Origin of the sequence: Methanoculleus receptaculi (assembly GCF_033472595.1) — an archaeon.
GTDB lineage: Archaea > Halobacteriota > Methanomicrobia > Methanomicrobiales > Methanoculleaceae > Methanoculleus > Methanoculleus receptaculi.
This window is the reverse complement of record NZ_CP137642.1, coordinates 719,193-742,490: the sequence shown is the minus strand read 5'-3', so window position 1 is coordinate 742,490 and position 23,298 is coordinate 719,193. Positions and strand designations below refer to the sequence as shown.

General features: G+C 56.0%; 23 protein-coding genes, 1 tRNA gene and 1 other RNA gene. 8 read left to right on the top strand and 17 right to left on the bottom strand.

The window, feature by feature from the left end; translation table 11 throughout:
- The first annotated feature begins 131 nt into the window (after window positions 1-131).
- Window positions 132-1,358 (top strand): RNA-guided endonuclease InsQ/TnpB family protein, encoded by a 1,227-nt coding sequence (locus R6Y96_RS03965; protein ID WP_318622221.1) that lies wholly within the window; start codon window positions 132-134, stop codon window positions 1,356-1,358.
- 50 nt (window positions 1,359-1,408) lie between these two features.
- Window positions 1,409-1,481 (top strand) — tRNA-Lys (locus R6Y96_RS03960).
- Between the two features lie 194 nt (window positions 1,482-1,675).
- On the opposite strand, the gene rnpB is transcribed toward R6Y96_RS03960, so the two are convergent.
- Window positions 1,676-2,025: RNase P RNA component (gene rnpB, locus R6Y96_RS03955), an RNA gene on the bottom strand.
- A 290-nt stretch (window positions 2,026-2,315) separates the two neighbouring features.
- On the opposite strand from rnpB, the gene R6Y96_RS03950 reads away from it, so the two are divergent.
- The 3 genes from R6Y96_RS03950 to arcS are packed head-to-tail and all read left to right on the top strand — an operon-like array spanning window position 2,316 to window position 5,960.
- Window positions 2,316-2,882: a TIGR00296 family protein gene (locus tag R6Y96_RS03950; protein WP_318622220.1), complete on the top strand. Its 567-nt coding sequence runs from the start codon at window positions 2,316-2,318 to the stop codon at window positions 2,880-2,882.
- Window positions 2,883-2,887: 5 nt separating this feature from the next.
- Window positions 2,888-4,339 (top strand): tRNA guanosine(15) transglycosylase TgtA, encoded by a 1,452-nt coding sequence (tgtA, locus tag R6Y96_RS03945; protein WP_318622219.1) that lies wholly within the window; start codon window positions 2,888-2,890, stop codon window positions 4,337-4,339.
- On the top strand, window positions 4,326-5,960 hold the full coding sequence (gene arcS / locus R6Y96_RS03940) for an archaeosine synthase subunit alpha (protein ID WP_318622218.1): 1,635 nt from the start codon (window positions 4,326-4,328) through the stop codon (window positions 5,958-5,960). The genes tgtA and arcS overlap by 14 nt, the downstream gene beginning before the upstream one ends.
- A gap of 481 nt (window positions 5,961-6,441) precedes the next feature.
- Here arcS and R6Y96_RS03935 read toward each other — a convergent pair whose 3' ends face one another.
- Both R6Y96_RS03935 and R6Y96_RS03930 read right to left on the bottom strand, forming a co-directional pair.
- Window positions 6,442-6,765 (bottom strand): YbjQ family protein, encoded by a 324-nt coding sequence (locus R6Y96_RS03935; protein WP_318622217.1) that lies wholly within the window; start codon window positions 6,763-6,765, stop codon window positions 6,442-6,444.
- Window positions 6,766-6,771: 6 nt separating this feature from the next.
- Window positions 6,772-6,927, bottom strand: a complete 156-nt coding sequence (locus R6Y96_RS03930) for a hypothetical protein (RefSeq protein WP_318622216.1) — start codon at window positions 6,925-6,927, stop codon at window positions 6,772-6,774.
- 181 nt (window positions 6,928-7,108) lie between these two features.
- On the opposite strand from R6Y96_RS03930, the gene R6Y96_RS03925 reads away from it, so the two are divergent.
- A complete protein-coding gene (locus R6Y96_RS03925; RefSeq protein WP_318622215.1) occupies window positions 7,109-7,969 on the top strand; it encodes a sulfide/dihydroorotate dehydrogenase-like FAD/NAD-binding protein in 861 nt (286 codons plus the stop codon).
- Window positions 7,962-9,305 (top strand): NADPH-dependent glutamate synthase, encoded by a 1,344-nt coding sequence (gltA, locus tag R6Y96_RS03920; protein WP_318622214.1) that lies wholly within the window; start codon window positions 7,962-7,964, stop codon window positions 9,303-9,305. The genes R6Y96_RS03925 and gltA overlap by 8 nt, the downstream gene beginning before the upstream one ends.
- A 539-nt stretch (window positions 9,306-9,844) precedes the next feature.
- Here the strand turns inward: gltA and R6Y96_RS03915 are convergent.
- From R6Y96_RS03915 to R6Y96_RS03850, 14 genes are all read right to left on the bottom strand, one after another.
- Window positions 9,845-10,426, bottom strand: coding sequence for a DUF4367 domain-containing protein (locus tag R6Y96_RS03915; protein WP_318622213.1), 582 nt, complete (start codon window positions 10,424-10,426; stop codon window positions 9,845-9,847).
- A gap of 37 nt (window positions 10,427-10,463) precedes the next feature.
- On the bottom strand, window positions 10,464-11,615 hold the full coding sequence (locus R6Y96_RS03910) for a hypothetical protein (protein WP_318622212.1): 1,152 nt from the start codon (window positions 11,613-11,615) through the stop codon (window positions 10,464-10,466).
- A 541-nt stretch (window positions 11,616-12,156) separates the two neighbouring features.
- On the bottom strand, window positions 12,157-12,327 hold the full coding sequence (locus R6Y96_RS03905; protein WP_318622211.1) for a hypothetical protein: 171 nt from the start codon (window positions 12,325-12,327) through the stop codon (window positions 12,157-12,159).
- A 153-nt stretch (window positions 12,328-12,480) separates the two neighbouring features.
- Window positions 12,481-13,161, bottom strand: coding sequence for a hypothetical protein (locus tag R6Y96_RS03900; RefSeq protein ID WP_318622210.1), 681 nt, complete (start codon window positions 13,159-13,161; stop codon window positions 12,481-12,483).
- A 57-nt stretch (window positions 13,162-13,218) separates the two neighbouring features.
- Window positions 13,219-13,641, bottom strand: coding sequence for a hypothetical protein (locus tag R6Y96_RS03895; protein WP_318622209.1), 423 nt, complete (start codon window positions 13,639-13,641; stop codon window positions 13,219-13,221).
- 355 nt (window positions 13,642-13,996) lie between these two features.
- Window positions 13,997-14,524 carry a hypothetical protein gene (locus R6Y96_RS03890; RefSeq protein WP_318622208.1) on the bottom strand — a complete coding sequence of 176 codons (528 nt, stop codon included), beginning with the start codon at window positions 14,522-14,524 and terminating at the stop codon, window positions 13,997-13,999.
- A 909-nt stretch (window positions 14,525-15,433) separates the two neighbouring features.
- Complete coding sequence (locus R6Y96_RS03885) at window positions 15,434-16,267, bottom strand: hypothetical protein (RefSeq protein WP_318622207.1); 834 nt, start codon at window positions 16,265-16,267, stop codon at window positions 15,434-15,436.
- A gap of 296 nt (window positions 16,268-16,563) precedes the next feature.
- Complete coding sequence (locus R6Y96_RS03880; RefSeq protein ID WP_318622480.1) at window positions 16,564-17,472, bottom strand: IS481 family transposase; 909 nt, start codon at window positions 17,470-17,472, stop codon at window positions 16,564-16,566.
- Between the two features lie 345 nt (window positions 17,473-17,817).
- The gene (locus R6Y96_RS03875; protein ID WP_318622206.1) at window positions 17,818-18,381 is read right to left on the bottom strand and encodes a hypothetical protein; all 564 of its coding nucleotides are present in this window, start codon (window positions 18,379-18,381) and stop codon (window positions 17,818-17,820) included.
- A gap of 59 nt (window positions 18,382-18,440) precedes the next feature.
- Window positions 18,441-19,037, bottom strand: a complete 597-nt coding sequence (locus R6Y96_RS03870; protein ID WP_318622205.1) for a hypothetical protein — start codon at window positions 19,035-19,037, stop codon at window positions 18,441-18,443.
- A gap of 244 nt (window positions 19,038-19,281) precedes the next feature.
- Entirely contained in the window at window positions 19,282-20,286 is a 1,005-nt protein-coding gene (locus tag R6Y96_RS03865) for an urease accessory protein UreH domain-containing protein (RefSeq protein ID WP_318622204.1), read from the bottom strand.
- Window positions 20,287-20,353: 67 nt separating this feature from the next.
- Window positions 20,354-20,713 (bottom strand): hypothetical protein, encoded by a 360-nt coding sequence (locus tag R6Y96_RS03860; RefSeq protein WP_318622203.1) that lies wholly within the window; start codon window positions 20,711-20,713, stop codon window positions 20,354-20,356.
- Between the two features lie 257 nt (window positions 20,714-20,970).
- A complete protein-coding gene (locus R6Y96_RS03855; protein ID WP_318622202.1) occupies window positions 20,971-21,642 on the bottom strand; it encodes a LolA family protein in 672 nt (223 codons plus the stop codon).
- A 34-nt stretch (window positions 21,643-21,676) separates the two neighbouring features.
- On the bottom strand, window positions 21,677-22,291 hold the full coding sequence (locus tag R6Y96_RS03850) for a hypothetical protein (protein WP_318622201.1): 615 nt from the start codon (window positions 22,289-22,291) through the stop codon (window positions 21,677-21,679).
- Between the two features lie 728 nt (window positions 22,292-23,019).
- On the opposite strand from R6Y96_RS03850, the gene R6Y96_RS03845 reads away from it, so the two are divergent.
- Window positions 23,020-23,295 carry a hypothetical protein gene (locus R6Y96_RS03845; RefSeq protein ID WP_318622200.1) on the top strand — a complete coding sequence of 92 codons (276 nt, stop codon included), beginning with the start codon at window positions 23,020-23,022 and terminating at the stop codon, window positions 23,293-23,295.
- The last annotated feature ends 3 nt before the right edge of the window (window positions 23,296-23,298 follow it).

Sequence of the window (23,298 nt, the reverse complement as noted above, 5' to 3'; positions counted from 1 at the left end):
GAGTATTCTATTATCATTTACCCAACATGAGGTATAAACTTGATAGGTCTGCACATTCGGTACAGGTACATCAGGACAGGTAAGTCTCGATGCGCTGAAGGAGTATGTCGACCCGCAGATGGAGGAAGTAAATGATCGTTTCCTACAAGTACCGAGCGTATCCCGATGCAACCACTGAAGTTCGGCTGAATGCCGCGCTCGATACCTGTAGGTGGCTCTACAACAAACTTCTCGAAGAATGCAACACGGCACGAGAGAATGGAATCTCTCCGACGATGCGGGGAACGCAGGCGCGGATCGTCACGCTGAAAGAGGAGAATCCTGCACTCAAGGACGTATACTCTAAAGTGCTCCAGATGGTCAACTACACCCTCTGGAGCAACATCGCTGCACTCTCGCAGACAAAGAAGAGAGGACGGAAGATCGGCAAACTCCGATTCAAGAGTGCAGCCCGATACCGGACGCTCAATTATAATCAGTCGGGTTTCAAGATCGACCGCGAGCATAGTTCGATTACGTTCTCGAAGATCGGAACGATTCCGTTCAACATGCACCGACCCTACACCGGGAAGGTGAAGGGTGTCCTGATCACCCGTTCCGGCGATAGATGGTATGTGATCATTCAGACAGAGCAGACAGTGTCTTCATCAAAGCGTGAAGGGCAGTCTGTCGGTATCGATCTCGGTCTGAACTCGTTTGCGGTCGATAGTGACGGTGCGGTGATCGAGAACCCCAGGTTCTATGAACATTCTCTGGGCAGGATCAAGAAGATCCAGCGGAGTCTTGCCCGGAAAAAACGGTTCTCGAAAAACTGGAAGAAGGCAAAAAGGAAACTGGAGAAGGTCTATGATCATGTCGCCAACCAGAAGAACGATTTCCTGCACAAACTCTCCCGTCAGTACGTTGACACCTATGCGACGATCTGTGTTGAAGACCTGAATATCAAGTATTTGAAAGAGAACGGCAAATCTCGCGGGCTCCGGAGAAGTATCCACAGTGCGTCGTGGGGACGATTTTATTCTTACCTCTCGTACAAGGCTGAAAGTGCTGGTACGGAACTCGTCAAAGTCGATCCCCGCGACACGACACAGATGTGTTCGAACTGCGGAAGCATCGTGAAAAAGACGCTCTCCGAGAGAGTCCACGAATGCCCATACTGTGGGTTTGTTGCCGATAGAGATTACAATGCTGCGGTAAATATCCACCGCGTGGGGATGGAACAGCCCTTTGAGCCTGTGGAGCCAAGACCTCTACATCACATCTCTGTGGTGCAAGTGTTGGCCATGAAGCAGGAAGCCCCGCCCGAGAGGCGCGGGGTAGTTCACTGGATCCCCTATCCCGGCGATATCACTGAATGATCCATAAGGCTTATACTGTTTTCACTACCATACTCTTAGGTCAGATACGTGGGCCTGTAGCTTAGCTGGCAGAGCGACGGACTCTTAATCCGTAGGCCAGGGGTTCAAATCCCTTCAGGCCCGTTGAACACTCAATTCTTGTTTCGCTTTCTGAGCGATCTATTCTGACAGGCAGGTAAGTCGCCGGGGCGGAGTGGTCTGGTCATCACGGTCAACCCCGGATCTCGCGTGCGGTCGCTTATCGTGAGAGGGATTTTTCCGCACAGGTGGTGAGGCTCAAAATTGCACAGTGTCGGGAATAGATCCTCAAAAGAGGAGAGTGGGAGGAGTAAGCCTCCTTCTGTTTGGTGCGGCATTCAGCTAAGCGCCATACCCGGGCGGACGCCAGACAGTCCATATGCCCTATTCTGGCTTGCACCCGCAGGGATTCACCGTTTCATCGTTTCCCGCCGCTACGTTCAACGAGTTGCGCGGGGATAAACCCGCGCCGCTCGCCCACGGTGTGGGTGGGGCTCGATCGTTTCATCACTGACGGCGGGCCGTGCCGTTTCTGTGCCATTGCCGTGACTCTCGCCACCCGCACTTGCGTGCGGCTGCGTGTCTGGCCGGTGGGAGGACTTTCCTCAGCGGCACGGGATGTGCCACCGTCGGCCGCGCTCTCCCTCTCTCCTATAATAGTTTTGCTGCGAGGGTATATATTTATGAGGGTGGGTCGCCCCCAGATCGGGGGCGCTTCGCGCGCCAGCACGCGATTGGATCAGGTCTCTGGAGGAGCGTCTCAGATGGACGCGATAACGCCTCCCGGTTTGCAGCGGAGAAACTCGTGGATGGTTCATCTGTATCAGCAGCAGCCTCCAGGTTGGGTTTACGCTGGTGACTGCATGCAGCGCATCTCACCCTCACCACCACCTCTCCCACGAAATGCTAAAAGTATTCAATATCATACAACCCACTCTGATGGAAATGCTGACCCCAGAAGAAGGCAGAATGGCGGTTCGCCTGGCGCGGATGGCCATCGAGAGAGCCGTCGATGGCGAACGGATGGCGCTGCCCCCCCTCCCCCCGGTCTTCGGGGAGAAACGTGGTGTTTTTGTCACCATCAAGCGGCACGGACTTCTACGCGGATGTATCGGCCTCCCATACCCGATAAAACCGCTCGGCGAGGCTATAATCGAGGCGGCCGCCTCGGCAGCACTCGAGGACCCCCGGTTCCCGCCGGTCTCACCCCCAGAGGTCAACGACATCGAGATCGAGGTGACGGTGCTGACACCGCCGAGGCCGCTCGAGTGCCCGCCGCTGGAGCGCCCGCAATACGTGGAGGTAGGAAGGCACGGCCTGATGGTCAGCGGTCTGGGGAGAGCAGGTCTTCTCCTCCCCCAGGTCGCAACAGAGTACGGCTGGAACAGCAGAGAGTTCCTCGACCAGACCTGTGCCAAGGCGGGGCTCCCGCCGGGGTGCTGGAGGCGTGGCGATGTGGCCGTGCTGACGTTTGAGGGCCAGGTTATCGAAGAGAAGGCGGTCTAACCTGAATGACAATCACGTTTGAGGTCATCCACAAAGACATCGCCGGGAGGGTCGGCAGGCTGAGGGTGAACGAAAAGAACGTCCGGACACCCGCTCTCCTGCCGGTGGTCAACCCCCACCTCCCGCTGGTCACACCCCGCGAGATGGGGAGGATGGGCATCGAGGCGCTGATAACAAACGCCTACATATTCAGGCGGAGCGCGGACTACCGCGACCGCGCACTCGCGGAAGGACTACATCGCGTCCTCGATTTCGACGGCGCCATAATGACTGATTCCGGTTCATTCCAGCTCTCGGTCTACGGTGAGGTCGAGGTGAACAACAGGGAGACGCTCGAGTTCCAGCAGGCGATAGGAAGCGATATCATCGTTCCCCTGGACATCCCAACACCCCCGGACGCAGGACGGCAGCGGGCGGAACAGGACCTCGGCGTCACGATGGAACGGATCCGGGAGGCGCACCGCCTCTTCCCCGATGCAAACCTGGCCGGGCCGGTTCAGGGCGGGATCTTCGCCGACCTGCGCGAAGAGTCAGGACGTGCCGTCAGGGAACTCGGGTTGACGTTCTGCCCGATCGGTGCGGTGGTGCCGCTGATGGAGACCTACCGATACCGTGACCTTGTCAGGGTCGTCCTCGCGGCAAAACGTGGGCTCTCCCCGGCAACCGCCGTCCACCTCTTCGGTGCCGGCCACCCCTCGATGTTCGCCCTCGCCGTTGCCATGGGCTGCGACCTCTTTGACTCTGCCGCCTACGCTCTATTTGCCAGGGAAGGCCGTTACATCACCACCCACGGGAGCCTCAAGATAGACGAACTCGCAGAACTCCCCTGCCCCTGCCAGGTCTGCCGCTCCATGACCGCCGACGAACTCCGGAAGTCCGAAGATCGCGAGCGGTTGCTCGCTCTCCACAACCTCCACGTCACCCTGGCCGAGATCTCCCGTATCCGGCAGGCGATCCAGGAGGGGACGCTATGGGAACTGGTCGATGAGCGGTGCCGGAGCCACCCGCGCCTGCTCGACGGCTACCGTGAACTCCTGAGAGACACTGCCGAACTGGAGGTCGACGACCCCGTCTCCAAGCGCCGGTTCTTCTACCGGGGGGCTGAGACCTGCCGGAGGACGGAGGTGCTCCGATACCACAGGGTCATCCCCCGCATCCCCCTCGGCGAGCGGGTGCTGGTCTCGTTCGACGGCAGCGGGACTCCAGGGTTTGATACCGTCCTGAACTTCAAACCGCCGTTCGGCCCATACCCCCCGGAACTCGCGGAGACGTTTCCGATAGGCCAGAGCGAGACCCCCGAGTGGGATGAGGAGATGGTCAGGGCAGGGTGCGCCGGTATCCGGTCTCTGATGGAGGCAAACCCGGGGAAAGAGTTTGCCGTCCGGTGCGCAGATGAGTGGGCGCGGGTGGTCCGGGAAGAGGTGCCGGGCGCGGAGGTGCTCCATGAGCAGGTATGAGGCTCGATGCCGCGACGGTCTTGCACGGAGATCCGCCTACGAGCATGGGGGAAAGACCGTTTCCCTCCCCGCCGCGCTCGATACTGATGCCCTGTTTCCCTCTCTCCGCGATAGATCTCTCTCAAACGTCCCGCTCACCGCCGATCAGGCCTTCGTGGAGAGATACTTCTCTCGGGGCGAGGGGGAGCCTGTTGCCGTCCACCCCCTCTCGGCATCGGCAGAATCGGGCGACTGCGTCCTTGTCGCGAACTGGCAGGCCGCTCTCTCGAATCCCCGGAACTACGCCGCCTGGCTTGCCGCTATAAAAGAGCGTCTCCCTCCCGACACCGCCTGGTATGCTCCGGCTGCAGCGCTTCCATCGACTGTCTGCCTCCTGATATACTCGGGGTTTGATATCTTCGACTATCGCGGGGTCGACCTCGCCTCCGCGCAGAAGAGGTTCTGCCTGCCGGAGGGCGAGTTCGCCGCCGGTCTGATGGATGGCGGTGTCTGCGGCTGCGAGGGCTGCCGGGCCGGCGACCTCCGGCGGCACAACCGTCTCGCGCTCGACCGCGAGATCGCCCTCGTCCGCCACCACATCGAGACCGGCAGGCTAAGGGAGCTTGTGGAAGAACGGTGCCGTGCGAACGCTGCAGAGGTGGCCGCCCTCCGGTTCCTCGACCGGAACTACACGTTCATGGAACGCTACCTTCCTGTTGCGCGGGCAACGCCGATGCTTGCGGCCACCGCCGAGTCGCAGAACCGGGCGGAGATCAGGCGGTTCGCCGATCGCGTGGTCGAGCGGTTCGTTCCGACCAGGACCGACGTCGCCGTCCTCCTCCCATGCTCGGCAAAGAAACCCTACTCTCTTTCGCGGAGTCACAAACTCTTCATGAACGTTGTGAACCGGCGGGCGCACGAACTGATCGTCACCTCTCCGCTCGGCCTCGTGCCACGGGAACTCGAACGGCTCTACCCGGCGGCGCACTACGACGTGCCGGTGACCGGCTACTGGGACCGCGAGGAGTGTGCGTTCATCGCCGATATACTGGCCCGCTACTTCTCCGCACACCCCTACCGCCGGGTGATCGCCCATCTGGACGGCGGGGCGCTCACCGTTGCCCGGATGGCGGCAAAGGCCTGCGGTATCGACCTCGAGGTGACCTGCCGCGGCCACCCGACGTCGCCGGGCTCGCTCCGGGCGCTCGACGAGGCTCTCGCGGGCGAACGAAGGGTGCAGACCGATACCATCCGGGGCACGGTCTCCTGGCAGTTCGCGACGGATATCAACACGAAAGGGCTCCAGATCCGGGGCAGGAGCATGCAGATGGCGGTGCTCCGCGGGAAGCAGCAGCTCTTCAGCATCGACCCCGGGACGGGGCTCTTCCGCCCGATGTTTGCGGGCTGGGACCTTATCCCGGAGGGCTACCGTGTCAGGATAGATGAGTTCGTGCCGCAGGGTGATGTCCTTGCTCCAGGAGTTGTTGATTGCGACCCCCGGATACGGGAGGGCGACGAGGTGCTGGTGGAAGGGCCTCTCGCGGTCGCCACCGGGCGGGCGATGATGGGGGCGGACGAGATGCTCCGGTCGAAGCGCGGGGTTGCAGTGCGGGTGCGGAAGGTGAAGAAGGTTGGGGAGTGAGTCCGGGGCTAGACTTTGCGATGCTCAAACTTAGACCCGCCACGGGACGTCGTCGTTCAGGTCCCCGTGGCACGCAAACTCCGGCTCATAACACTCTATCGAGGAGAAAGCCCGGTACAGTGGACGGTGGTGGCTATCGCCACTGGGGAGGGGCTGACGGGGAGGGGGCACGCCCCCCCGTCTCCAACTCATTAGGCTACACCTGCAACCCCCACCCCACCCGGCCTCCGGCCTCCTCCCCGCCCGGGGGGGGGGCGGGGGCAGTGCGTGGCGATACCCGGTGGAAAGCCGTGCTGTGAGTTTGCGTAACAGGCAGGAGTTTGAGCATCAACCATCTGAAAGATGATCTCAGGCGACGACTCCAGGTTAAAACCCCGCCAGAGGCCGTGCTTCTTCCTGCCACACACGGCCTCAAACCCACGCTGTAGACCCCAACAAAAAAAGACGGCAGGATCCCCTGCCCTGAAAAACCCAAAAGCCCTTACTTCCTCGGGACGAGCTTCACCGCCGTCCCGTAGGCCAGGAGTTCCGCCGCGGACCCCATCGTCTGGGACGTCGTGAACCTGATATTCACCACCGCTTCGGCCCCGAGATCGCGCGCGGCGTTGACCATTCGGTTGTATGCCTCAGTCCGGGCGTCGGCGAGCATATCGGTGTATTCCTGGAGTTCGCCGCCGACGAGGCTCTTGAGTCCCGCAGTGATATCTTTCCCTATGTTCTTCGCCCGTACCGTGTTCCCGAAGACCACACCCAGGATCTCCTCGATCTCGTGGCCAGGAACCTCTGCAGTTGTTGTCAGTATCATCTCTCTTCACTCCTTGATCTCTTCGATGGTATCCTCGCGCCCCCGCCAGATGAGCAGCGCGACGCCGACCGCGATGATCGGGAGGCCGCAGATCGGGATTATCAGTGCGACCACCGCGCCGATGACCGCCAGGGCAATCCCCCAGCCTACCTGGCTTTGCATGCATATCCCTGCGGCGGGTGCTGGGATAATCGTTCGTATCTTCACCTCAACTCAGGATCCGGTGCCGCCGGTTCCCGGGATACCTGCCCTGCGCAGAATAGCTGCAGTAAAGAGGCTGGAGCCACAATGTATACGAAGCGTTAACTGCATTTGAGGGCAGACCAACCAGGACCATTCAGGAGTGAAGTGGTTGTACAGGATAGAATCAGCGGCCAGGCTCGCCGACCGGGTCTACGAGTACTGGATCCACGCGCCACACGTTGCGCGGCACGCACGGGCAGGACAGTTTCTCATAGTTCGCCTGCACGAGAAGGGCGAACGGATACCACTCACCATCTCCGCGGCCCGGGGAGATGCGGTTAGGGTTATCTTTATGACCGTGGGCAAGACAACCGAGGAGCTTGCGACCCTCCAGGCCGGCGAGAGCATAATGGACGTTGCTGGACCGCTTGGAAGACCAAGCGAGATCGATAACTACGGCACATGCTGTGTGGTCGGCGGCGGTGTCGGGATCGCGAGCACGCCCCTCATCGCAGCGGAACTGAAACGCGCTGGGAACCACGTCATCGGGATCATCGGAGCGCGGAGCGCAGACCTTCTCATCCTGGAAGACGAGATGCGCGAGATCTGCGACGAACTCTACATAACAACCGACGACGGCAGCAGGGGCGTCCACGGTTTTGCAAGCGACGTCCTGAAGAGACTGCTCGAGGAGAGGACGATCGACCGGGTCTGGATCATCGGCCCCGCCATCATGATGAAGGTCACCTCCGCCGTGACGGCGCCAGCCGGCGTGAAGACCTACGTGAGTCTCAACCCGATCATGGTCGACGGGACGGGGATGTGCGGCTCCTGCCGGGTGAGCGTCGGCGGTGAGACAAAGTTTGCCTGCGTCGACGGCCCCGAGTTCGATGCCCACCAGGTCGATTTTGACAACCTGATGCAGCGGCAGCGGATCTACACCTCGCAGGAGAAGACCGCGTTCGAGCGGTTCGCAGAGCACCGGTGCCGCTGCGGCGAGGGGGGTGGCCACCATGGGTGACAGGCCGGCCGAGATCCGGATCCACGATTTTGAGGAGGTGGACCTCGGCCTCACCCCTGATGAGGCCGTTGCCGAGGCAGAACGCTGCCTCCAGTGCAAGAAACCGCTCTGCGTGAAGGGCTGCCCGGTCGGGATCGATATCCCGGGGTTCGTCCATCAGGTTGCGGAAGGCAATTTCCCGGCGGCCGCACGGTCTCTCAAGGACCAGAACATGCTCCCGGCCATCTGCGGCCGGGTCTGCCCGCAGGAGACGCAGTGCGAGGGGGTCTGCGTCCTCGGCAACAAAGAGACGCCGATACGGATCGGCGCACTCGAGCGGTTCGTCGCCGACTGGGAGAGGCAGAACAACCCGACCCTCCCCGACGTGGCGAGACCGACCGGAAAACGGGTTGCAGTTGTTGGCTCAGGCCCGGCGGGGTTGACCGCCGCGGCCGACCTCGCCCGTGCCGGCCACGCCGTAACCATCTTTGAGTCGCTGCACGAGGCGGGGGGTGTCCTGGCCTACGGCATCCCGGCGTTCCGACTCCCGAAGGATATAGTCAGGGCAGAGATCGACCAGGTGCTTGCTCTCGGCGTCAGGCTGGAGAAGAACCACCTGGTGGGAAGGAGCGTCAGTGTCGATGAACTCCTGGGCTACGACGCGGTCTTCCTCGCGACCGGGGCAGGGCTTCCTGCGTTCATGGGCATCCCCGGCGAGAGCATAAACGGCGTCTACTCTGCAAACGAGTTCCTCACGCGGGTGAACCTGATGCACGCCGACGCCTTCCCGGAGTTCGACACGCCGGTGCTGCCCGCGGATCGCGTCGCGGTGATCGGCGGCGGAAACGTCGCGATGGATGCTGCCAGGGTGGCGCGCCGGCTGGGCGCGAAGGTCTACCTGATCTACCGCCGCGGCGAGGAGGAGATGCCGGCACGGAGGGCGGAGGTTCTGCACGCAAAGGAAGAAGGGATCGAGTTCTTCACCTGCACGAACCCGACCCAGATCCTCGGTAAGCAGTGCGTCTCGGGGATTGAGTGCGTGAAGATGTCTCTCTGCGACCTTGATGCAAGCGGTCGCCCGTCCCCAGAGCCGATCGAGGGGAGTGAGTTCACTCTCGATGTGGACATGGTCATCCAGGCGATCGGCACGAGCCCGAACCCGCTCCTCGTCTCCCTGATCCCGGGCCTCGAACGCGGCCGGAGGGGCAACGTCGTAGTCGACGAGAACGGCCGGACGTCGATCCCCCACGTCTACGCCGGAGGGGATATCGCCACCGGCGCGGCGACGGTGATCGAGGCGATGGGCTCGGCGAAGCGTGCGGCGGCAGCGATCAACGCGATGCTGAAGGAAGAATAACTACTCTTTTTCGGGGTTGGCCCGGGTCTTCTGCCGGGACAAGACCGGGTCCAACCGATTCTTCAGATGTGCCGTCCGGAGCGTGAGCACCATCAGGTATGATTGGGCGTGCTCCTCCCGGTTGAGGAGTTTTGGGGCGAACTCTCCGATACAGCGAGCAACGTCTGGGTAAATGGGGTTTGAGGAGAGATTACCTCGCTGGATACCTTACTCCTGCCCTGCGTTCGCGTGAGGCTTTCTCCATGTTGCACTCCAGTCCCATGCCAGGTACATACCGAGAATCCGATCTCTTTACACGTTTGCCGGTCATTCACAAAAGCACAGCGCTCGATCCTGCTCTGGAGGACGGAGGGAGAGAAGAAGGGTTGTTTTATCGGCGGTGTTGGCCGACGAGCCGGTGGGAGAGGGCGCCGAGTTCGTTCCCGGCTCCGAATACTGTTTTCTTGCCGCCGGTGATCGTGGTGGCTGGGCTTGTGGCCTACGGTAAGACGGAGTTGTCGTCCGACTCCCCTCCCTGTAAAATGAGATGGTGGTGGTTTTCAGGGAATAGACCGCGCCACCCGGATCAACTCTTCGCGGTCGAGAGACCCACGCACGTGATACGTAGCGTTCTCGGCCGCTGTCCAGACGATCAGCCGGTCCGATTCGGTCTCGTAGATCAGCCCTGTATACCCGTTTATGTCAACGGGTTCCGGCTCATTGTGAATAATCCGATCTTTTGCATAGGGGTTATACCCGTATTTGCTCCAGGTGACGTCGAGAAGCGTCATATCGGTGGTCCACGATGCGTTCTGCATCGTGTCGTTGCGTGCGTAGCGCAGGGTCTCGCCGATCGTCGTGTAGTGGCCGTAGGACTCGTTCCAGGCGGTGGATATCAGGAGGCCGTAAAGAGTATACTCCTTGGGGATGTATGACGGCGGGGAGAAACTCGTGTATTCGGCGGGGTCCTCCCACGCTTCGATCCTGATGAAGGCTGAATCCCGGAGTGACGGTGCATTATCGGGGGGAAGTTCGGTTATGGGCGACGGCGTAACCTCTGCGGGATCGGTGGTCATGGGCTCGATGCACCCCGCGGTGAGGAGAATAAACGAGAGTATTACCATGATATAGTGAGGCTTCACGTGATTTTTCCTCCGTAAATTAAAAAATAGATATAATCTAAGATGAACCACTTCCACTACAGTAGGTGTGTGTATAGATTATACCCGACCCGGTTGAATACGACGTGCTCACATAAGAATCGTATTGTCGGTCGTAGTATGAGAATACGTCTGCTGGTCTGTTCCAGGTACTTCCCTGCCTGCACCATTCATCCATTATCGGCGATGTGCGTGCATCAAAGGAAAAGGTCGAGCTGTCCCAAAGGAATAACTCCGATGACCCTACATTTCGCTTGATGAATTGACTCGGATCGCTATCGTCATCGTAATAATAGTACCCCAGCCATTCTTCGGTTGTCGTATCCTGGAGCCAGATCTCATATTTTCCCAACGTAGAACCACTACCGATGGACACATAGTAATTATACTCGTGAGGGAGGGATGATCTGGATACGTCGATATACGGGTCGGGACCTGGATAAATCAGAGAACCTTCGTCATATACTACCGGATATAACTTGATGTTCCCCACTCCGGGAAGGGCGTCTTCGTACTCGACAACAATTTCAATTGTGTCAAGGGGTTCCCCTGATGCATCGAAACGGTTTAAATTTATTTCTCTCTCCTGGAAAATCGTGTATCTAGCTCCGGAATTTGAATAGTAATAAGGCCTAATTTTTCCTGTAAGGTATGTAATTTCGTTTCCTGAATCGGCCATAAACCTTACTCTGGAGAGGTATGGCTGCACATCACGTTCGATATTAACTTCAAGTGAATTAATCGCATCCAGATCGCTATCTGATAATTTGAATCGAGAGTTGTCTGCGGTGTTCTCCGGGTGCTGTCGATAGTAAGTACTGATATCTGTGTAATGCGAAAAGTATTCAAGCGGAAAACTCAGGTCGATGCGGTTAGGATCGTCATTCAATGACCTAAACATCGTATCGGGTATTGTTAAAACCATAACAGGATCATCTTCAGCAATTCCTACCTGTATCAGGTAGTCTGGAGATTTTTCTACAGAACAATCCGATTCTCCGAATGCGGAAAAGGGAAGAGATAATTCAACGATTCCGGGGGATTGCAGTCCTACCTGTTTTGTAACATATGCTTCGGATAGGATGATCGTCGTTAGGTCGGATCCTGTCATTGGCGACGCTGGCTCGACACCGCTCCAGTCAAAGAGGGGAGGTTGGACATTATCAACCAATCGAAACGTTGTATTATGGGGTTCTGCCTGAGGGGTTGTTCGTTGCACTCACCACTGACACAACACCCGCGCTCACCAACAGCACGGCGAGCAGCGCGGAGAGTGCCCGCATTCCAATGGTTCCGTTCATTTGCTTTTCCTCCTATAACGTCCCCGGAGGCAAAAGAAGCGTAATTTTAAATTCATGGAATGCAAGGTTACTTATTGCCTTCGGGCAGTGGGGGGTTCACCCGGTCTTGGACGGATGAGGTGAGCCTCCGCGGTTTTGCGAACGCATTTTGGGCATCCGCACAAGGACATAGGCGTCAAGCCATTTATGTTTTCTGTCACATCCCTCTACACGTCCGTCGGCTGTTCGCAAACGTGAGGCGATCAACCTGCTCTGAAGGAAGGGGACGGAGAAGAAAGGTCTTTCTTGCGGCGAGGCAGGCTGACAAACCGGGTCCCGACTGATCTGGATGGACGGGCACCACCGGATCCGGTGCTCCATCTATCCCCAGAAGAGCATCCAGACCCCGAATCCTATCAAAAGAATCCCGCTTCACGCTCGAATGAGATCCCTGTATTCCCGTATCCTGCTCGACGAGGCGTATCCACCGATGACCCCGACGCCGAGAAACGGCGTGAGCACTCCGGCTCCAAAGACCAGTAAGAGCGGGAGGTCCTGTACCGTGCCGTCAACCAGGATTTTGCTCAGCAGGATAAGGATCATCGGTGCGGCGCACGGAGCCTTGACGATCGAAACAGCATACCCAGAAAGAACAACCCGGCCAGATTGGCCGAATGTTTCCGTATAGCGGACTCAGTACTTCGCTAAATTCATCCTCCCTCTCGTTTTATTCAACGTCTTCTCACCCCCTTTTCTCTAAACCGGATTCCGTAGGATGGGAATTCCTTTCACCATCCTCATCGATGCCCGAATCGCTTCCCAGATTATGACAATGAAGTAGTCGAACCGGAAAGCGCGCATGTCGATGGTTCTGGGCCCTCGCTTCACCGGGGAGAAATGCATCCACAAAAGAGCGATCCAAACGTTCTTGAGGAGGAAGGAAATAATGGCATAGATATAGCGGATCACCGGATTCTTCGTGCTTGTCCGGGGTTTCACCTGGTTGCGCATCCGGTAGGACGATTCGATCGAGAACCGGGATCGGTAGGTCTGGTGCACCCGAAGCGGGTTCCACGCAAGGCTACCGACGACGTAACCCAGGTTCTCGACACCGTGCTTTCCTCGTTTGCCTTTCGCATACTTGACTGCGATCGCGATCGTCAGGAGAAGCGGCGGTTTGGCTTTCATCCGGTATTCGGCATACCGGGACTGCGTTCCTTCGAGTAATTCTTTCATCCGTTTACCGTGTTTCCTGACCGAGACGATGAACGGCACCTGCACCCGGGTCAGAAACCCGAAGACCTTCTTGGTGTAGAACTCCCGATCCAGGCAGAGGGCTTCGATCTCAAGGCCGATCTCGGCGATCCGGTCGAGGCAGCGGGCGATATACTCGACCTTGGAGATCCCCTGGCGCACCGGGTACATCGCCAGCGTCATCTGCCGATCTGTGGTGGTCACGTACAGGGTGACGTAGGAATAGAACTCGTTCGTCGACTATTTGCGCTTGCTCCGGATGATAAAGGGTTTGTTCTCATCGGTAGTCTCCCCGTAATAGGGGTCGTTAGTGTAGTCGATCGCGAACTGATACGCGTTCCCGGGCTTCAGGACGTGGTGTACGAAATGGGTGAGGATAGCAGTGCTCTTCTGCTCCAACTCGTCCATGTCGAGTTTCTTCAGGTGATATCGGAAGGACGTCTCACAGGGTACGTGCTCTAAAAGCCCGGTGATCGAGTGAATCGACTGGTTCATCGCGGCCATGCCAATCAGCGCCTGAAACAGGTCGGTTTGGGTGAGCCGTCCCTGGATTGGAATGGTCAGGTGCTGATTCAGTGCCGTGACCGCACAAGCACAACATTCTTTCGATTTCAGGGTGCTAATCTTCTTGCAGGTTGTCTTCTTCCTTTGGGCAAAAGGCATGAGGGGATGCCTGCAACCCATATAGATCTTTCGCTTTTGTGCTGGTTTCCAGATTTGGCACAGGATACGCCTACTTGAAAATTAGAGAAGTACTGAGACCGCCGAAAGTGCACAAAGTTACGCCGCCGTTGACAACGTCTGGCAGTGTTTACAGAAATACTGCTGATTCCCAGCACAATTCCTCCCATTCTTAATGAGATCTTTCCCTTCCTCAAGCTGGAAGAACCGGCATGCAGAATTCTGGCAGGTCATCGTGCCGGAACTGCGGGCACGGGACATGGGCAATACTATTCCTGATAGTAAATAAAAGTATGTGAATAATATGTGGAGACACCAGAAATGTGATACCAGTGATTTAATGGAGCACTACCCCGGTGTGAGAGAGAAAAACCGGGGACAGATAGTGATCTCGCGTTTCCGCTACCTTAACGTGAATTGTCCTGCTCTGCGCTTTCAGGAGAATGTCTCCGTACTGCCGTCTCTCCCACAACGTGTAAATAGCGAGCATAATGAGCATGGTCAGGAGCCCTACCATCGAACCCAGTTGCCCGTGACCGCCCCACTGCATGAGAAACAGCGCCAGTGTGACGGGGAACCAGAGCAAAACGCCAAAGAAGAGAATTTTAAGTTCAGCTGCGCCACGAGCGGCTTCGGTACCTCCTACTTTCCGCTGGTACATCAGGTAGTTCCCGGCGCAGACGAGGAACACCATGGGACCGATATAAAGCCAGTTGATGACGGGATTTTGAATGCCGCCGCCCTGATGAGGGAAGAAGATGCGTTCAACGAGCAATAGAATAAGAACGATCCATGTGATTGCCAATAGTAGCCCGAGTACTGCTCCCCTTGCCCTGCTCGGTCTCTCGTTTGAATCTGTCTTCATTTGAGCCGTTTTCCATTCGGTGTAATAAAATAGTTCTACGGATCGTCGAGAAGGCGTGTGTCAACAATATATGCTAAGTAGGCGTATGCTACGCCCAGGACCACTCCAAGTATGAACGTGACCTGGGAAAAACCGTGTTTCGCGCCTTCTTCCCAGATACCTATGAGCCTATAGAAAACAAACTGCAATATAATAAAACCTAAGATCGTGAATCCAATAATTATTTTTTTTCGGTTCATGGAATTCAACCCCAAAAAATGGGCTCATATTGGTTATATAAGCACCGGCACATCGTGCGATCCCAGTCTCACGACAATCGGTTGTGGTCCCGGCATCGCCAGGTACACAGGAATGAGTGCAAGAGTCAGATTACTGAAATACATGTCCAGACTTCCATCTAGATTCTTGTAGTACCAGGCGCCGAAGATTAACGCTCCTGCAATCGCCGTGGCCAAGGCTAGTGCGGGGAGAGTAGCTAGTCCCAATATTACGGCCAGTGCCGCTCCTAGACCTTCGATTGCTAAAAAACCCCTGGTGCGATCAAATTATCCATATCGTAAGTTCCAAAGTGTATGTGAAGATACGATACCCATGATTTTTCCTTTTTTCTGTATTTCTGCAGTCATTTCTATCACAGGGGGTTCGTTATGGGCTTCCGGCTCGGTTTTGTCCCAAGCATGCACCGCTTCATTTTAACCAGGGGCGTATCGGGATGACCTCGGGGAAAATCAAGTATTTTTTGCGGTTTTTTCACTGATGAATCGAATGATGAGGCTCGTGAAAAAAAGGGCAAAAAACACCCACTGCCTAAGAGAGTCATAATGACCGCTTTGTATAGTCTCATAAATGTTTGCGATGAGAAGAACTACTGCAAGAGTGAATACCAATTTCCATAATAACGGCAGATAATTACGAATCATAAGCATCACATAAAGAAAAAAAGGTGTTTAAATATATATAGTCAACCTCTATGAGGATAGGGGCAGAGGGATGCGGTTCGGGAACAAGCCAGACATCAAGGTAACAGTCCTCTGTATCGAAATCGCCGTAATCAGCTGCAGCTTCAAGAGCTACAGCTGCCAAACCGAGAATTACTGCGGGTAACACACCGAAATAAGCAGCAACCACTGCAAGAGCAGCAGTGCCGTACACAAGATAGAAATATTGTACGTCATTGAATACTAAAGTCGATCCTGGCGGGGCCATACTCGGTAAGTCAATCTTTGTTTTATCGCTTGTTAGGCCAATACTGCTTACACCACCAAAATCATTGATATCAGGACGCTCGGTTTTCGGGAGGGTCACTATATCGCTTGACACTTTTACAACTCCGTTCTTAACCACCACTTGCTCAATTTTGAGTGTAATAGCATCGGAGCTTTCTGAAATCACTTGCGCATCTATTGCTGAACGGTAGTTTGTACCAACGGATTCGATATGGTAAGAGCCATTTTTGGAATAATAGCCACTAACTTGCTGGTCTGCGTAAATTCGCTCAAATTTCCCGCTTACTCCAGATTCTGCATCGAATTTGACATTCCCATTAAAGAAAACCGTGTCTCCAACAGTTTTGTAGTCACACAATTCTGTATCAATGCTGTTTACTTTTATACCCATGTTTTGCAGCAATTCCTCTTCAAAGCGCTTTTCACTCTGTGCAGCCACTGCCGGCACCATCGCGACACTCACCTGCAGCATTGCCAGGAGCACGGAGAGCGCCCGCATTCCAATGTTTCTGTTCATTTACTTTTCCTTCAGTTTCTCTCCCCGGAGGCAAAAGAGGCACAACCTTAAGTACGCAGAACGCGTACGTTCCCTTTGCCTCCGGGCACGCGGGGCGCGTCATCCGGTCGTCAACCAGGGATGGGTAGCCCCAGATCTTTTGCGGACGCCGCTCTGAAGCATCCACACAATGGCTTGAACACAGAGTTATTTAGAAATTCTGTCCAATTTCTTTACACGTCGGCAGGTTTCTGCCAAAAGTAAGGGGTTTGATCCCTTTTCTGGAGATGTGGTATCCCGAATTAATTTTACATATATCACTCTTGCGCATCCATCCACCTCTGTGCGTACCCAAGGATCCGTTCCGGCGGCAGGCGATACCAGAACGCATGGGCAGGTTCGTCATAGTCGAGACTGCTATGCGGCTTGATCTCGTTATGCCACCGCACCACTGCATCCACGGATCCGAATCTATGTGCTCTTCGCTCGACCTCGCCAAAGAACCTCTCAATCTTGCCGTTGGTCTGGGGATGATTCACCCGGGCTCTGATATGCCGAATCCCATGGGACTCAAGGAATTTTCGAAAGGTATGATCTGCCGTTTTTGGGTTCCTGGCTGAAACAAACTGTGAACCGTTGTCCGTGAGGATTTCCAGGGGCGTTCCGTATTCCCGGAATCCTTGTTCCAAGATCTGCATGGTGAAGTGAGTCGTGGGTCGGTCGAAGACCCCATAACAGGTGATGAGCCGGGAGGAATCGTCCATGAATGCGATGAGCCATCGGTTCTGGCCATCCAATGAGATCATCTTCCAGTCTCCCTGCCAGAGTGACATTGCGTGGTCACGTTCATAGCGCACCCATTTCCGCTGCTTCCGCTTCTTCATGCAGACCTCCACCCGTCCATGCTCCAGCAGGATCCGGTAAATCGTATTGTGGGGAATATGCATCCCATCCACTTCTTCGATCTTCTTCTCGAGATGTGTGGGGCCGAGAGAATACTGGTCATGAGCGGCCAGGACGAGAGTTTCAGTCTCGTGCGGGATCTGAGCGGGCTTTCTTCCTGGCGTTTGTGGATACGGATAACACCCCGTCTGCCGGTACGCTGCGATAATCTGGTAGATCCGTTGCCGGCTCACGTGATGATAGTCCGCAAGGTCACGAACAGGCCGCCCTCTCTTCCACTGACGAATGATACCTCGGATATCCCGATCGGAGAGCTTGCTCACACCCACATATAAGTCTGGTGTCAAATGATTTCGGGATACTACATCCCTTTTCTGGAGATGAAACCCTTATCACGGCGCCGCCGTACAGGGTACACTATTGTCCACCATCGGCAACGGTGCCAGCAGTGCCCCAAGAAACAACTGATAGTAGGAAAAACTCCCCAATGTGAGCTTTTGGTATGAACGCAGGGTATTGCTCAACGTAATACGGTCAGATTCTATGAAAAACTTTTTCAGTTATATTCCGGGACACTACCCTTTTTTTCGCGTGGAGCGCCCCGTCTGCGCTGCTGCCGCAGCGCATCCGCACACGGAAGCCGCAGCATGCCTGTGCTGCCGTTACGCTCACACGAACTCGAACTCCTTGGCATAGCCGCCTTCGTACCAGATGCAGTGTGTCCCGGGAGTGAGGTTGTCCGCCACCATCATGTATATGGTCTCACTTCGGTTCGCCCCTGTATCCCAACGCACCGTCCAGTTCTCTCCGGGGTCGAGGAAGCACACCACGGTCGGAGCACATCCCGCATTGCTGACGAGCTCCCACGTGCCGCCGGTGCAATTGCCCGGCATGCATCCTGATTCGTTCATGACCCATCTGTCAATCCACCATGGGCGTGGGCTGCCGAATTCCACCGGCTCATCGCCGCAGTTGACGATGCCGAACTCCACCACCTCCCCGATCCGGTAGACATCCTTGTCCGTGAAGGCGTAGACGCCGTTCACCGGCTCCCCCGGGCAGACCCCGGGCGGGCCGCAAAAGTCTTCGGGGACGGTGCACGTTTCGCAGGGTTCCGGTGTCGGTTCTGGGGTGGCGTTTACGGCGGTGCTGGCTGGTTCCAGGCACCCGGCGGTCGCGAAGACGGCAATGAGAGTTATCATCGCGATGCATGGGTGAATTTGTGGTTTCATTGCGGTTTCTCCATTTGTGCGCACATCCTTGTGCCTCCGGTGGCCGGGGTTATTCCGCGTCACACAAACTCGAACTCCTTGGTAAAGTTGGGCCCATATCGCACCCGGTACGTCCCAGGAGTAAGGGGGTCGTCGTGAATCCGAATATCATATGGACATACAGGACTTCCGCTCGCCTCTGCAGTATCCCACCAGTTTGTAGTATTCCACTGCACTGTCCAGTTCTCTCTGGGGTCGAGGAAGCACATCACGGTCGGAGCATATCCCCCATCGGCTATGGGCTCCCACGTGCCGTCGGTGCAATTGCCCGGCATGCATCCTGATTCGTTCATGACCCATCTGTCAATCCACCATGGGCGTGGGCTGCCGAATTCCACCGGCTCATCGCCGCAGTTGACGATGCCGAACTCCACCACCTCCCCGATCCGGTAGACATCCTTGTCCGTGAAGGCGTAGACGCCGTTCACCGGCTCCCCCGGGCAGACCCCGGGTGGGCCGCAGAAGCCCTCGGGGACGGTGCATGTCTCGCAGGGCTCCGGTGTGGGTTCCAGGGTGGTATTTACGACCGGGCCGGTTTCGGTGGGTTCTAGGCACCCGGCGCTGGCAAGGACGACGAGGATTATCGTTGCGATGTATGAGTAAATACGTAATTTCATTGCAGTTCCTTCGTTAACGTTTTTGCGAACGCGCTTCGGGCATCCGCATAGGGGGGCTGGGCTTAAGGAGTTATATAATTTCTCTCACAATCCTTTACACGTCCGCTGGCTGTTCGTAAAAGTGAGGCGATCAACCTGCTCTGAAAGAAGGGGACGGAGAAGAAAGGTCTTTCTTGCGGCGAGGCAGACTAACAAACCGGGTGCTGACCGATCCGGACGGACATCGCCGGATCCGGCGCTCCATTTATCCCCAGAAGAGCATCCAGACCCCGAATCCTATCAAAAGAATCCCGCTGCCGGCTCGAATTACATCCCTGTATTCCCGTATCCTGCTCGACGAGGCATATCCCCCGAGTACTCCGACGCCGAGAAACGGCGTGAGCACCCCGGCTCCGAAGACCAGCAGGAGCGATAAATCCTGCACGGTGCCGTCGATCAGGATTCTGCTCAGCAGGACGAGGATCATCGGTGCGGCGCACGGGGCCTTGACGATCGAAAATATCATGCCCAGTATGAACAACCCGACAAAGGTGGTCGCATGCTTCTGTATGGATGACTTAACATAGTTGTCAGTGGAGACCGGGAGCCGTATCAACCCGAGTAGGTTCACCCCGGCGAGTATCGTGATTATCCCTGCTGCTATGGCGAGGTAAGGGCCAAAACCGCCGAGGGACATCCCCGCCAGCAGGAAGCAGCACCCCAGGATGATATACGCGGCGACCAGCCCCAGGCCGAATATTACAGAGTTCAGGAGACTGCTTCTCAACCCCGTGCCCGACCCGGTGACGTACACCAGGATGAATCCGAGGATTGCCATCAGGCAGGGCGAGAAACCGGAGAAGAGGCCCAGGGAGAATGCAAACGGGATGTCCCAGTTAATCGGCGGGGAGTTCTCCGGCGGCTCAGCACCGGCAAGGGATTGCTCGATCGCCACCCTGAGGTTCTTTTCGGTGATCTCCTCTTTGGGAATTTTAATGGCGCCGTTTATGACTACGGCCGGGACTTCGAGAAATTCGTATGCGTTCCATCGCTCCCATCCGTCCACGGTTTCGACATCGATCCATTCGATCGCGGGGGCGCCGTCGTAGGAGCCTTCCAGGTCCGCGATCAGCGGATCAGTCAGTTTGCAGTCCGGACACCGGTCCATGTGGTAATATTCGAGGGAGATCGTTGAGGCTGCGGCTGCAGGAATGCACAGAGTGCACGCGATGAGCAGAACGGCAAGTACCTGCACCGCTTTTACGATCATGAGCCCTCCGCCATTTGCAGAGATGTGCCAAGGCACATCGATCACTCCACAGGCCATCCCTCAGCCATCAATCCGTTCCCTTCGGTGTGCGTCGTCGTTCCCAGATATAGAGGATGGGAAAAGCAACGATGCCGACAAGCGCGATTGCCTGGAGGAGGGGGACAACGGGATATCCCAGTGCCAGGTAGCGCAGAACAACGATCGCGGCGACTATGAGATAGAAGACAACCGATCGTACAAGGGTGATGCGGCGCTCGCCGCCATCGATGAAGACGATGCGCGTCAGGAGCAGGCCGATGATGACAAGGACAGGGAGCCAGAAGACCTGGTTGATGGAGGATGCACGGGACGCATAGAGATAGATCAGGAAGATCACGACGGCAAGGACGGCGTCGGTCACCTTCTCGACAACGGCTCGCCTCTGCATCTTTTCTCCTTCCCTGTATCCGCTAACCGGAGAGGATGACGGAGGATATGCATGGGGTTTTGATCGTCCGGCTGCCTTTCGTCCATACCACACCATAAGACAGAAATATACTGCAGCGATCGTCAATGCTAGGGGAAACAACAAGAACGCAGGTATCGGGAGGGGAGCTGTCGCGATGATGATAGCGACGATGATAATCGACACGACAAAGACTACAACCGAGCGCCAGAGTGCCTCCTTGATGATAGGGTCGAGCTTCATATGTACATCACCGATGCATCATCAGGAATCGTAAAGGTGAAATCACTATCATTTGTTGTGCAATTTATCGAATAATCTCGATATTCCAGGGTTAGCACCGGATTGCCCTTGTCCCAACTCTCCAGCTTCAACGGGATGAGACCATCGGGATCGATCCACAGCAGATACTCTCTCGTATCTTCGTTATCCGACTCGTGAGAAGCCAGTTCTATCTTATAAGCCGGAGTTGGGTTATTCGACTCCATTTCTTGACCTGTTACCATGTATTTTTCAAAGATATTATCATTCAACAATGCATAGATCGCAGGTTCTGGTAGTTTCTCTGATGATGTCAGATTTCTAATGAACACTGTATTTTTCTCAGGATCATAGATCCAGACTATATCTCCATTGGAAGTAATCTCCGAGCGTATAAATGAGCCGCTCTTCTCGATTCTTCGAAATTTGTCCGGTTTCTTTAAAAGTACATCATATTCAACTGTCTTCGTTTCATTCCCTAGATATAAAGTAAGCTCTTCGATGTATGCCAGGCTCTCGGCATTCGCCTGCTTTTCTATGGTATTTTGCAGAAGCGTATCCGTATCAGCGCCTGTTTCCAAACAACCGGAACAAACGAGTCCGAGTAATACGATAACCACTACAAATTGGTAGCGTTGCTGTGTTGTCATAGCACACTCCACAAAAAAGAGGTATCTATCTGATTTACAGGCTGTCGTACATACATGCGGCTATTTCCACTCCTAAGCAAGCTACGGCAGGGGCGCAGGTATATGGAGTCATAAAAACAACACATGGTTGTAACAACACAATACAAATTTCACAGACCGATATTCCAGGACAAGGGATTCCAGCAAGCGCACAAGCACAATTCAAGGTGATACAGTAAACAACTCTTTGCCAGTAATCCGGGTCCTCCTCTGTTGCAAAGAGATGCTCCGACGTTTCCTTGATGAATGAGCCCTCATCGATAATGGTTTCCTTAACCACATCTCCATTGACATCGATTATGCTGAAATCGAGTGTGTACAGGGATTTTTCCTGGAAAATGCATGTGTACTTGAGTACCCGAGCATTGTCACCGTCCCAGACTGCAACGATGTTCGATGTCTGGACCAAACCGTCTTTTTCAATAACAGATTCGATGGGCAGTACCACAGCCGTTGCATGCTTGATTGATCCGTCTTCGAGTTCCTTCTCGAAGGAGAACGCTTTCGCGTTGTCGACGATCATACTAAAGTCTTCAGAGCGCGAGATGTCCGAGAGCTTTTTCACATCATCCAAGTTCAGAGCGGAAGCGACAGCTTCGTACTTCTCCAAGCCTGACAGATCGGTTTTCTGCAGGTCTTCTCTGGCATCGCCGCAAGGCGTCCCCCGGCTCGCACGCCATTGCCGGCACAACACCCATGCTCACCAGCAGCACGGCGAAGAGCGCGGAGAGTGCCCGCATTCCAATGGTTCCGTTCATTTGCTTTTCCTCCGATAACCTCCCCGGAGGCAAAAAGAGGTACACCCAAATACATGGAATGCGAACAACTCTTTCGCCTTCGGGCAGTGGGGGGTTCACCCGGTCTTGGTTGGATGGGGTGAGCCTCCGCGGTTTTGTGAACGCTGTTTTGAGCTTCCGCATAAGAGGATAGACCCGGGCTTATATAGCATTTCTCTCACAATCATCTACATGTCCGTTGGCTGTTTGTGAAAGTGAGACGATCGATCCGGCTGCGGGGAGCACGGACACAGGAGGAAGGCTGTTCTCGCGGCGAGGAAAATCATGCGGTCTGCGCCGCGGAGGCTACGCAATGGATCAGGAGTAGAAGTTCGAGCAGCCGTCGGGCTCTGCTGTGCGGCTTCTCCGCAGAGAAAGGGGTCGATACGCCGAAAGGGTGACTTGCGATGATTCGTGAGTGCAACGGACGGGACGTCCGGGGCGTGAGCACCGTGAAGATCGATGACATCATCGACCTCCGCCCGGCCGCCGCCCCTCCTCGCCCCCCAGAGGAGCGCAATATCACAACCCTTTACTCCCCGGCCGTCCCAAACTCAAATAAGTGCCGCGTCAAAGCACCCCCATGCCCGCCCCCGTTGCCGTCCAGCGCCGGACTGTCCTCATCATCGCCACCCTCGCCGCGTTCCTCACCCCGTTCATGAGCTCGGCGGTGAACATCGCGCTCCCGTCGATAGCAGCAGAGTTCGACCTCGACGCCGTCTCGCTCAGCCTCGTGGCCTCATCGTACCTCTTCGCGACCGTGATCTTCCTCGCTTTCGCCGCCCTCTGCACCCCGGGAATCCTCGCCTCGCTCGCCCGCGGCAGCGTGCGGGATTGACCG

Bases quoted from the DNA above. Each gene is read 5' to 3' on its own strand.
- gltA (WP_318622214.1), top strand. From the start codon at position 7,962: ATGGGTGACAGGCCGGCCGAGATCCGGATCCACGATTTTGAGGAGGTG.
- arcS (WP_318622218.1), top strand. From the start codon at position 4,326: ATGAGCAGGTATGAGGCTCGATGCCGCGACGGTCTTGCACGGAGATCC.
- R6Y96_RS03890 (WP_318622208.1), bottom strand. From the start codon at position 14,524: ATGAAGACAGATTCAAACGAGAGACCGAGCAGGGCAAGGGGAGCAGTA.
- R6Y96_RS03950 (WP_318622220.1), top strand. From the start codon at position 2,316: ATGGAAATGCTGACCCCAGAAGAAGGCAGAATGGCGGTTCGCCTGGCG.
- R6Y96_RS03930 (WP_318622216.1), bottom strand. From the start codon at position 6,927: ATGCAAAGCCAGGTAGGCTGGGGGATTGCCCTGGCGGTCATCGGCGCG.
- R6Y96_RS03855 (WP_318622202.1), bottom strand. From the start codon at position 21,642: ATGACAACACAGCAACGCTACCAATTTGTAGTGGTTATCGTATTACTC.
- R6Y96_RS03865 (WP_318622204.1), bottom strand. From the start codon at position 20,286: ATGATCGTAAAAGCGGTGCAGGTACTTGCCGTTCTGCTCATCGCGTGC.
- R6Y96_RS03885 (WP_318622207.1), bottom strand. From the start codon at position 16,267: ATGAACAGAAACATTGGAATGCGGGCGCTCTCCGTGCTCCTGGCAATG.
- tgtA (WP_318622219.1), top strand. From the start codon at position 2,888: ATGACAATCACGTTTGAGGTCATCCACAAAGACATCGCCGGGAGGGTC.
- R6Y96_RS03900 (WP_318622210.1), bottom strand. From the start codon at position 13,161: ATGACGCTGGCGATGTACCCGGTGCGCCAGGGGATCTCCAAGGTCGAG.
- R6Y96_RS03935 (WP_318622217.1), bottom strand. From the start codon at position 6,765: ATGATACTGACAACAACTGCAGAGGTTCCTGGCCACGAGATCGAGGAG.
- R6Y96_RS03895 (WP_318622209.1), bottom strand. From the start codon at position 13,641: ATGCCTTTTGCCCAAAGGAAGAAGACAACCTGCAAGAAGATTAGCACC.
- R6Y96_RS03875 (WP_318622206.1), bottom strand. From the start codon at position 18,381: ATGAAACCACAAATTCACCCATGCATCGCGATGATAACTCTCATTGCC.
- R6Y96_RS03965 (WP_318622221.1), top strand. From the start codon at position 132: ATGATCGTTTCCTACAAGTACCGAGCGTATCCCGATGCAACCACTGAA.
- R6Y96_RS03860 (WP_318622203.1), bottom strand. From the start codon at position 20,713: ATGCAGAGGCGAGCCGTTGTCGAGAAGGTGACCGACGCCGTCCTTGCC.
- R6Y96_RS03905 (WP_318622211.1), bottom strand. From the start codon at position 12,327: ATGATCCTTATCCTGCTGAGCAAAATCCTGGTTGACGGCACGGTACAG.
- R6Y96_RS03870 (WP_318622205.1), bottom strand. From the start codon at position 19,037: ATGAAATTACGTATTTACTCATACATCGCAACGATAATCCTCGTCGTC.